The 9,736-nt window shown below is 43.3% G+C and carries 10 protein-coding genes; 4 read left to right on the forward strand and 6 right to left on the reverse strand.

Going from position 1 to position 9,736, the window contains the following annotated elements; translation table 11 throughout:
• On the reverse strand, nt 1-414 hold a 414-nt coding region (locus A3735_RS27270), incomplete at its 3' end, for a peptidylprolyl isomerase (protein ID WP_068639041.1).
• 376 nt (nt 415-790) lie between these two features.
• Between A3735_RS27270 and A3735_RS27275 the strand changes: the two genes are divergently transcribed.
• On the forward strand, nt 791-1,594 hold the full coding sequence (locus tag A3735_RS27275; protein WP_068508465.1) for a hypothetical protein: 804 nt from the start codon (nt 791-793) through the stop codon (nt 1,592-1,594).
• A 172-nt stretch (nt 1,595-1,766) separates the two neighbouring features.
• Entirely contained in the window at nt 1,767-2,450 is a 684-nt protein-coding gene (locus A3735_RS27280; protein WP_068508463.1) for a carbonic anhydrase, read from the forward strand.
• Nucleotides 2,451-2,613: 163 nt separating this feature from the next.
• On the opposite strand, the gene A3735_RS27285 is transcribed toward A3735_RS27280, so the two are convergent.
• From A3735_RS27285 to A3735_RS27300, 4 genes are all read right to left on the reverse strand, one after another.
• A complete protein-coding gene (locus A3735_RS27285; protein WP_068508461.1) occupies nt 2,614-2,892 on the reverse strand; it encodes a peptidylprolyl isomerase in 279 nt (92 codons plus the stop codon).
• 11 nt (nt 2,893-2,903) lie between these two features.
• Nucleotides 2,904-4,295, reverse strand: a complete 1,392-nt coding sequence (locus A3735_RS27290) for a cytochrome P450 (protein ID WP_197475504.1) — start codon at nt 4,293-4,295, stop codon at nt 2,904-2,906.
• A 126-nt stretch (nt 4,296-4,421) separates the two neighbouring features.
• Complete coding sequence (locus tag A3735_RS27295; RefSeq protein ID WP_068633125.1) at nt 4,422-4,868, reverse strand: universal stress protein; 447 nt, start codon at nt 4,866-4,868, stop codon at nt 4,422-4,424.
• Between the two features lie 80 nt (nt 4,869-4,948).
• Nucleotides 4,949-5,911 (reverse strand): LuxR C-terminal-related transcriptional regulator, encoded by a 963-nt coding sequence (locus A3735_RS27300; RefSeq protein ID WP_068508456.1) that lies wholly within the window; start codon nt 5,909-5,911, stop codon nt 4,949-4,951.
• Nucleotides 5,912-6,068: 157 nt separating this feature from the next.
• Between A3735_RS27300 and A3735_RS27305 the strand changes: the two genes are divergently transcribed.
• Both A3735_RS27305 and A3735_RS27310 read left to right on the forward strand, forming a co-directional pair.
• Nucleotides 6,069-7,670 (forward strand): FAD-binding dehydrogenase, encoded by a 1,602-nt coding sequence (locus A3735_RS27305; RefSeq protein WP_068633123.1) that lies wholly within the window; start codon nt 6,069-6,071, stop codon nt 7,668-7,670.
• Nucleotides 7,671-7,741: 71 nt separating this feature from the next.
• Entirely contained in the window at nt 7,742-9,505 is a 1,764-nt protein-coding gene (locus A3735_RS27310) for a thiamine pyrophosphate-binding protein (RefSeq protein ID WP_068508453.1), read from the forward strand.
• On the opposite strand, the gene A3735_RS31545 is transcribed toward A3735_RS27310, so the two are convergent.
• Nucleotides 9,506-9,736, reverse strand: a 231-nt coding sequence (locus A3735_RS31545) for a hypothetical protein (RefSeq protein WP_197486089.1), incomplete at its 5' end; no start/stop codon positions are given.

The following is a 9,736-nucleotide window of genomic DNA, read 5'->3' on the forward strand; positions in this document are numbered from 1 at the left end:
CTTATCGGCTATTTCGAGTCCTTTAGTTACTTTGCCAAATACGGCATAACCCGCGTTGTGCCCGGATTTATTAAGCTGCATATTGTCTTTAACATTTATGAAGAACTGAGAAGTCGCAGAATGCGGGTCGTTCGTTCGTGCCATGGCGATAGTGCCGCGTAAATTAGGAATAAGAGAATTAGCTTCGTTCTTAATGGGCGAAGAGACGGGCTTTCGTCTCATTTTTTGATCAAAACCGCCACCTTGAACCATAAAGTTGGGAATAACGCGATGAAAGATAGTGTTGTTATAAAAGCCTTCGTTAGCGTAACGGATGAAGTTCGCAACGGTTACGGGAACGCGGTCTTTAAAAAGGTCGAGCTCGATAATGCCAAAGTTGGTTGTGATGGTCGCTTGAGTCGTATTGCTATACATTTCTTTTGCATGACTTGCTAGCGCAAAACAGCACAAAGATATAAATGTTAAATGGCACACAAATTTATTAAATAAGGATAGATTGGAATTTCTCATGGTGTGTATTTCAACTCTATATAAATTAATTGGGAAAGGTTAATTAAATCAGCAAGCTATGAATATTTTCGGTGCTTAGTATAAAGCAAAAACGGTGTCTATTCACATGAATAGACACAGGATAACATCTTGTTACTGACCGAAATCAATCTCCCACATACAAATTGGCTTTTTCTGGCCATTATTTCACCAACTACTTAGGTGGCTGTATATATTTTAATAAGCCATTAATGATTCAGAGTACCTTAATAAGATAAAGATCGACTATCCCGGGGGAAGTATGACTAAGCATAATGAGCAAATAGCAAAATCCAGACTTGGGCGCTTATTAGTAAACCGCGGTTATATTAGCGAAGCGCAACTTGATCAAGCACTTCAGCTTCAAGCCTCCGAGAACATGATGCTTGGTGAGGTCTTAATTAAGCAAGGCTGGATTAGTGAGAAAGAGCTAAATAGAACACTTAAGCATCAGTCTCGTTACCGTTACACTGCAGCATTTGTTGCTTTGGCTGCGGCGCCGTTTCAACCGATGCTTGCTATGGCTGCGAGTCCCGCTGCAGCTTTACCAATTAATAACACCAGTAGCGCTGAGCTAACACGAGAACAGTTAGGTAAGTTTGGCGGCATGCAGATGCTTGATGACGAAGCTTTGGCAGGTGTTAATGCCCAAGGGTTCGGTCCAATACCAGGTATGGGGCTTAGCATCGGTCAGAATGCTGACGGAGCGGTTGCCGGTTTTCAGCATAAATATAACGACGAAGATGAATATGAAGAGCCGAAGGATGAGCAAGTGGCTTATGAGTTAGCGGACAGTGTATTAACCATGGCAGGTGTTGGTCCGATATCTAACCTGATTGAAGCAGATATTTCTATTGAGGGTTTGAAATACCAGGAAGGAAGAGGGCCTATAGAAATTACTGACGAAGGCGGTATAAAAATATATATGCCGACAGAAATTGCTCGAATTAGCATGGAGAATATTCGAGTTAAAGGAAATACTAGCGGCCCAACTATGGGAAGCATTTACATGTCTGATATCAAGTATCATCCAGATTCCAGCTACACAATTACCGCGAGAAACTAAGCCCTCTACGTTGTTATACATAAAAAAACAGGCGCGAGCCTGTTTTTTTATGCGTCAAAATAGGGCGCTCGAACATAAAAAATTAGTTAGGGCTTTTCCTTGCTATATCGCTTCCCTATACCGGTTGAGAAAGCTATTATTCAACACGTTAATTGAGTTATAGAGAATTGATATGCCAAAAATAGCCAGTGGAATCGTACGATTCAAAACCGAAGTGTACCCTCAGAAGAAAGAACTATTCGATCAACTTGTGAAAGGGCAGCATCCAGAAGCTCTTTTTATTACATGCTCTGATTCTCGTATTGACCCAAACCTTTTAGTTCAGACGGAACCAGGGGAACTATTCATATGTCGAAATGCAGGCAATATTGTTCCACCGCATAGCAACTATACTGGTGGTACCACGGCAACGATTGAGTATGCTGTTGCCGTTCTTGAAGTCAAACATATTATTGTGTGTGGACACACCTGTTGTGGGGCAATGGCCGGCGTGATGGACCCTGACTCGCTCACTAACCTTCCTCATGTGACACAATGGCTCAGCTACTCAAAGGCTGCGCATCAGATTGTTATGGAAAAGCTGCCAGAGGGCTCCCATGATGAACGTCTGGCTATGTTGATTGATGAAAACGTTTTGCTTCAGTTGCAGCATTTAAAGACCCACCCTCATGTTGCTGCCAAACTTTCTACCAATAAAATTCAGCTACATGCCTGGACCTACGATATTGGTGCCGGAGACGTAAGGGCTTTTGATGATGAACGTGGTGAGTTTGTGCCCGTTGAGGAACGTTACGCCGAGGATGTAAAAGCGTATCTTGAATCCCAACAGGCCGGTGCATGCAACGCGGACCATTAATCTGGCATATGAAATAGCAAGGAAGGTAAAAGAGAATAATAAGGATCTACAATGAAAGTTTTGGTGATCGGTGCTAATGGCGATATTGGTGCTAATGTCTTACGAGGGCTGTCAATCTAAGATAACAACTAAAAGCAGCTTTAGGCAGCTTTTAGTTGTTATCTTAGCCTCGAAAGTAAACTTCGATCAGGTGATAGCCAAATTTTGACTTTACTGGACCGTGAACGGTCTTTAATGCTTTTTTGAAAATTACTTGTTCAACGGGCTTAACTAAGTCACCAGGCCGAATTTCGCCTAAGTCGCCACCATTCTTTTTGCTAGGGCAGCTAGAGTGCTTGCGCGCCAGTTTTGCAAAGTCACCCCCTTTAGCCAAGGCTTGTTTTATCGTGTTGGCAGTTTGCTCATCTTTTACAAGAATATGACGCGCCATCGCAGTTTTCATTAGCAAAGTCTCTAATTATCTCGGCTTTTTAGTTTAACTTGCATGCCCTTATTATTCGAGAGCGTAATGAGAGGTTGAGGGTCAAACACATTGTTTTCATCTAATTCGACTTCGAATCTTCTCATAATTGTTGCAAGTATTATTTTCGCTTCCATCATCGCAAATGATTGCACAATGCAAAATCGTGGCCCCGAGCCAAAAGGTATATAAACATGCTTTGGTATGTTTTTCTCGTTTTCTGGTGAAAAACGCTCTGGATCGAAGCGGTTCGGGTTTTCAAAATAACGTGGGTTTAAGTGGTTCGCATAAGGTGATAGGAAGATAACTTTATCTTTGGGAATATGATATGAGCCTATGTCAATGTCGTCATTGGCTTGTCGGTTGTTTAGCGTCCAGACTGGCGGTAACAAGCGCATTGATTCCTTAATGACCATATCAGTATAGTTAAGCTCACCTAGGTGTTCAAACTGAGCGTCTTGATCGTTTAAAACACTGTCTAACTCGGCATGAAGCTTTGCCTGAATATCTGGATGTAGAGCGAGCAAGTAGAATGTCCAACTTAAGGCATTTGATGTTGTTTCATGGCCTGCGGTAAATAGTGTGATTAGTTCATCCATCACGAGCTCGGTTGGCATGCTGCTTCCGTCTTCGTATTTAGCTTCGAGCAGCATTGACATCATATCTGGTTTTTTATCAGCATTTGTTAAGTCTGAGTTCTTTCTTGTTTCTATCATACTGCTAATTGTTTTGTGCAATGCCTTTTTGGCAGCGACCAAGCGACGGTTTCCTCGGGTGGGAACCCAGTCAGGAAAAACTAAAGCCTGCTGAAACCGTTTGTTAGTTTCCGTTTGAACGATGTGCATTGTTTCACCAATATTATTTGCATTGCTTTGCATATGTTCCATATCTGTATCAAACAGAGTCTTGCTGACGATATACATTGTCAGCTTGAACATATCATCAGCAATATCCCTGTTACCCGCCTTCCAATCTTGCGTCATTCTGCTTGTATAATCGCTCATAGTTTTAGCGTAAGACTCAATTCTACGGAAGTGGAAGCCTGGCTGTACTAATTTCCTTTGAGTCTTATGATTAGCAAGGTCATTGTTTGTTATCAGCCCCTTTCCCAAAACGGTTCCCATGACAGCAACGTCTCGGTCTGACTTTCTAAATTTTTTTGCTTGGCTTACAAGAATTTGGTGGCTTAAGTCACCACTTGTGACAAGCGCCATATTGTTAAAAGGGATGTGGAATTCCACTATGTCCGGGTAGGTAGACATTAAACGGTGGAAGAAGGCCAAGGGGTCTCGAGCAAACTCGTTAAGGCATCCTAGAATCACTTGTCCACGTTCTTGGGGTATTGCTTGGTTTGTTTCTGTATAGGTTATCGCGGCTGATGACATTGTATTCCTCATTTTTATATTTATTAAGGAGGGCTTACTTTGCCATAAAATGACTGGTAGTCACAAAGGCTAGGATGAGAAACAGCATTCCAAAATTGGGATGCTGCTATCAACATCTTCGATTATTTAGCTCTTGGGGCAGCGCACTAGCAGTACATCACATTCAGCGAGGTTCAAAATCTTATGAGCTGTAGAGCCTAGCAGTACTTCAAACCCGTGGCGACTATGACTACCTGCAACAATGACATCTGCATTTAGGTTATCTGCCTGTTTAAGGATTTGTTGAGCCGGTGGCCCAAAGCACATAATTAGATTATTTGGATCCAGCCCTGCCTCTTCAATGAAGGGGCGAAGGTAGTCTGCACCCGACTGTGCGAGAGCTTCTTGATCTAATGGAGGCGGTATCTGGCCTGGACTGCCTGCCCAGTCAGCCACAATCAGGTCGAGTACAACGTGAACTAAATGAATTTTGGCTGAAGGATTTTGTTCAGCCAGTGCAGATGCTTTGTTGAGCACTTGTTGCGCGTCTTTGCCGCACTCTAAAGCGACGAGTATACTATTATATAGGCTCATTGGTGATTCTCCTTTATTGTAGCTTTAGTCTAGTTTGGCATGAGCGCGTTTGCTATGTAATGACTTACATCAACCAGCAATTATTTTAGCTCTATGTCTCCCATGAGTTGAGCAAGCTGCTCACGGCTATTAATATTTAACTTATGATAAATACGATATAGATGGTTTGATATTGTTGATGGGCTCAGGCCGAGTTGTTTTGCGATTAATTTAAAGCTTAAACCCTTGGTCACGCCTTTTACGACATCTAGCTCCCTTTGGGTTAGCTGGTCGAGTTTATTTCTTTGGCGAACGCCTATTCGGAAGAGATCTCCCAGCTGCTGAGAGCTAAAGATGTAGTTCTGTTTTTCTCTCTGTTGTTCATTCAAAGGGAGTTTTAAGGGAAGGATTTGCTTTTGCGTATTTAATTCCTTACTTCCTTTAAAGCAAAGCTCGACTATGTCGAGAAACTCTGTTTCGACCTCATGGTAAATGCCGTGACGGTCGCATATCGCGTAGTACTGCTCCTCGCCCTCCGACCTATCTTCCATGCTTAGCATGCAAGCATGAGAGGCAGCTTGTATAAGATGAAATAATACTCGTTGATGTCTTTTCTTTTCGTTATCTGAGAACTTTCTATCTTTGTCAGTGCGGTACACAGAGAGAAGGGTATAGATACCGCTTCTTGAAGCTATGTGTAGTGAACTTAAAATACGTTTTATTCCATGCGGCTCAAAAACCGAGTGATAGATTTCAGAACGATAAAAGTCACTGTCGTTAATTACATCAGCCATATCTACAGCTTCACCAGCATGAGCAAACAAGCTATTGCTGATTGGATTTATTTTAATGTGTTCTATTAAGGTGTCTGGAAAACTAGTTGGTAGATTAAGTGTTGTGTGTGTGTGAAAAGTGCGCGTACTTAAATGTCCGGTGCTCCAGATCGCAGCGTCGATATCAAGAAATGACTGTAATTCGTTTAGGGCCCACTGGCGATAATACTCAATATCAACGCGCTTGGTTGCTCGATATAGGTGACTAATAAATGCTTCGGTTTCACTCATGCCTAGTGGAATCCAGGTAAAGGGCTATTATTGTTAGAATGGTTTTATTTCTTCTATGTCTCAATCTAAGGCCATTAGGCTAATTTTACTATCCTCTTAAGTAAAGAGCTTTGGCAAACTTTGTTTAGTTTATTGATTTGGTAACAAGGCAAGAAAGATGGCAGCTATTAAAAGTGATGTACTTATTGTTGGTGCTGGAATTGCGGGTTTAATTGCGGCGCATGAATGCTTGGAAAAAGGTCTAAGTGTCTCGTTGGTTGATCGAGATATTGAAGGTAATTCCGGTGGCCTGGCAAAGTTGGCGTTTGGTGGTATGGCCTTGGTGGGGACACCACTTCAGGAACGTATGGGCATAAAAGATTCTCCTGAACTTGCCTTAAAAGATTGGCATTCATTCGCTCAGTTCAGTGAACAGGATGAATGGCCTAAACGTTGGGCTGAATACTACGTGCAGAATTCCGCAGAGCGCGTATTTCATTGGCTATGTGACAAAGGCTTAAAGTTCTTTCCGGCCGTAAACTGGGTAGAACGTGGGCTAAATGGCGATGGTAATAGCGTTCCCCGGTATCACGTAATTTGGGGCACTGGTCACCGCTTGGTTGAATTGTTTCTAGAAAAACTGGCTAAGCATTCTAACCGTGATAGTCTTCAGTTCTTTTATCGACATCGTGTAGTTCAGTTGGTATCTGAAAATGGCCGCGTAGTGGGCTGTCGAAGTGAAAGTGAAGAGACTAAAAAGGTAGTAGAGTTTGAGGCTGAGCATACTATTGCTGCATGTGGCGGGATTAACGGCAGTATCGACAAGGTTAGGGAGCATTGGTACAAACCTTGGGGCTTGCCACCGAAAGAAATCCTAAACGGATCTCACCCTTATGCCGATGGCGCATTGCATGAGCTCGTTTCAAATTTGGGGGGGAGTGTTACGCATCTTGATAAAATGTGGAATTATGCGGCAGGTATTCCGCATCCTCAGCCACAATTTGAAGGCCATGGCTTAAGCTTGATCCCATGTAAATCTGCTTTGTGGCTTGACGCTAAAGGCAATCGTATTGGCCCTGATCCACTCGTTACTGGTTTTGACACAAATGAGTTATGTCGTCGCGTTGCCCAGCTAGAAGAACCTTATACCTGGCAGGTTTTGAACTGGGGTATCGCTGCAAAAGAATTCGCAATCTCCGGTTCGGAGCATAACCCCTCGATTCGAGACAGAAAGTTACTTAGCTTTTTAAAGGAAATATTGCTAGGAAATCACACGCTAATTGAGAAAATCTCTACTGAAAGTGACCACTTTATCGTTGCACAGAATATGGATGAACTCCTTACCCAGATGAAGGCTCTTGATGATGAAAAAGTTTTGAGCTGTGACAATGTTAAAGCTGCTGTTAGTGATTATGACCAAATGCTATCACGAGGGCCGGCTTTATGGAACGATGACCAGGTTAGGCGTATTCAGCAAGCCAGGGCATGGCGATCCGACAAAGTCAGAACATGTAAACCTGCCCCCATTGTAAGTGACAAATCCGGTCCGTTAATCGCGATTAAGCTCAGACTCATTTCCAGAAAAAGCCTTGGTGGCATACAGACTAATTTGCAAAGCCAGGTCTTGAGCTCAGAGGGTGCAGCAATTCCAGGCTTGTACGCGATTGGTGAAGCAGCGGGTTTTGGCGGTGGCGGTGCCAGCGGATTTAAGTCTCTAGAGGGCACGTTCTTATCCGGCTGTGTACTGACGGCGCGTAGCGCAATTGACGCAATCAACTAATACTAAGGGCAGATGTAATACATTTTCCCTGTAATAAATTTATATAGAAAAAAGAATCTTAAAGGTGATACATGAAGAAAACAGGCGCTTGGCTAGTTAGGTATGCACTCGAGCAACTTGGGATTTCACATACATTTGGTATACCGGGTGTTCACAATACCGAGATCTATGATGAGTTAAATAAGTCGGCCACCATTCAGCCTATGCTCGTTACTCATGAAGGCTGTGGCGCGTTCATGGCAGATGCTGTTAGTAGAACCAGTGATACGGTTGGTGCAATGCTTATCGTTCCTGCGGCAGGCGCTACGCATGCAGCTAGTGGTATTGGCGAAGCATTTCTTGACGGTATTCCAATGCTGGTGTTGTCGGGTGGTGTGCGGAGCGATTCAGACTTTGAATACCAGCTTCACGATATGGATCAGCATGCGATGCTAGCGCCAATTACCAAGGCAACATTTAAGGTAGCTCACCAGAAAGATATTATTAGAACGCTATATAAAGCCTACGAAATTGCGACGAGTGGCGAACCAGGGCCAGTATTTGTTGAGATACCAGTGAATATACAGCTTTATACGGCGGAGGTTGAACGACAAATAACGTATGCCGAATTTTTAAGTGAAAAGGCGCTTGTCGAGTCTGGTCATTTTGAACAGCAGCTAGATGAAGCGGTCGATATCTTAATTAAGGCTAATAAGCCCGGATTGTTTTTGGGCTGGGGAGCGGTGGACGTTTCTGATGTTGCTACGCAAGTCGCTAGCTTGCTTGGCGCACCGGCATCTACTACCTTGCAAGGCTTAAGCTCCTTTCCGGCAAATGATCCTATGCATACGGGAATGAGTTTTGGGGCTGCAGCAGTGCCTGCCGCAACGAAAGCATTTGAAGATTGCGACGCTTTGCTTGCGGTAGGGACTCGTTTTGGAGAAATTGGTACAGGTAGCTTTGGCGTTACGGTTCCTGAATCTTTGATTCATATTGACATTAACCCTAAAGTTCTCAATACAAACTACCCAGCGAAAGTAGCGATCCAGGGAGATGCAAATGAGGTCTTGCCCGCGTTATTACGTAAGCTCAAAGCTAAAATACATGAGAATAATATCTGTTTTGATGCGCGTTATAAGGAAGTGAGTCAGCTCATCTCAGAGCAAAAGGCTTCGTATAAACAAGAGTGGTATAAGCACGATAGTGGTTCTCGTGTTAATCCAGCTTTATTCTTTGATGCCTTAAGGAAAAGGCTGCCTGATGACGGTTATGTAGTGGTTGATGACGGTAACCATACCTTCTTAACGGCAGAACTTATGCCTATTCATACAGCGAGAACCATGATTTCGCCTACCGACTTCAATTGCATGGGTTATGCTGTCCCTGCGACTATCGGAACAAAGCTTCTTAATCCTGAAAAAGACGTTGTCAGTATTATTGGTGATGGTGCATTTTTGATGACGTGCATGGAAATTACAACGGCAAGCAAGAATGGCTTGGGTGCAATTTTTACCATATTTAATGATGGCGAGTTATCCCAAATATCACAAGCTCAAGAGGTGCCGTATAACAGGAAAACTTGTTCGGTTCTTGCGGATACGAGAATGCAGGGTGTAGCGATGGCTACTGGCGCAGCTTATGTCCGGATCGATGAGAATTCCGATATAGATGAAATGTTGGATGAAGCTTGGAGAATCAGCAAAGCGGGTCAGCCAGTCGTGTTAGATGTAAATATTGATTACAGTAAACAGACCCGATTTACGAAGGGTATTGTGGGAACAAACCTTAAGCGTTTGCCCCTCAACATGAAGGTCAGAATGATTAGTCGGGCTTTAGTAAGGAAAGTGACCTGCTAGCTATTTATTCACGACGTTTGCTAGCTTCTCTGAAACGTCGCTAAGCTTTGTCGTCATTGTGCTCAGGTTTTGAATTGACTCCAGTAGGTGTATAACAGCGTAAGCGTTATTGTTATTTACCTCGCCAACATTCTGCGAGGCAGCACTGACTTGTGTCATGTTGTCTTGCAGTTTATTGATTACCTTGGATACTTTTTCAATTTGTTCTGAAACTTCAATAACCGAGGCCGA

This window comes from Oleiphilus sp. HI0061 (genome assembly GCF_001635675.1).